Source organism: Mesorhizobium sp., from assembly GCF_005063415.1.
GTDB lineage: Bacteria > Pseudomonadota > Alphaproteobacteria > Rhizobiales > Rhizobiaceae > Mesorhizobium.
Genome location: NZ_SUEG01000433.1, coordinates 1 through 227, shown reverse-complemented (window position 1 = coordinate 227; position 227 = coordinate 1). Strand labels below are relative to the sequence as shown.

General features: G+C 63.4%; 1 pseudogene. It reads left to right on the top strand.

Annotated features, from left to right (window positions below):
- A pseudogene (locus E5W70_RS32940) lies at positions 1–227 on the top strand (hypothetical protein); the annotation flags it as partial.

The following is a 227-nucleotide window of genomic DNA, read 5'->3' as shown; positions in this document are numbered from 1 at the left end:
GCTCAGGAAATATGACGACGCGATCGCCCGGCAGCGCCAGCAGCTTTCAAAGGCAGTCAGCCAATCCAGCAGCGCCGGCTGCGGCTTTTCGCTGTCTCGCCGCAACGCTAACGTATGCGCAGCACTCGACGCCACCATCGATCGCATGGCTGCCAATCTCGACGCCTTGCAGGCCAAGCGCGCTGAGCTTGACAGCGGTGGTTCGCGACGCGATCGCGCGCGCATAT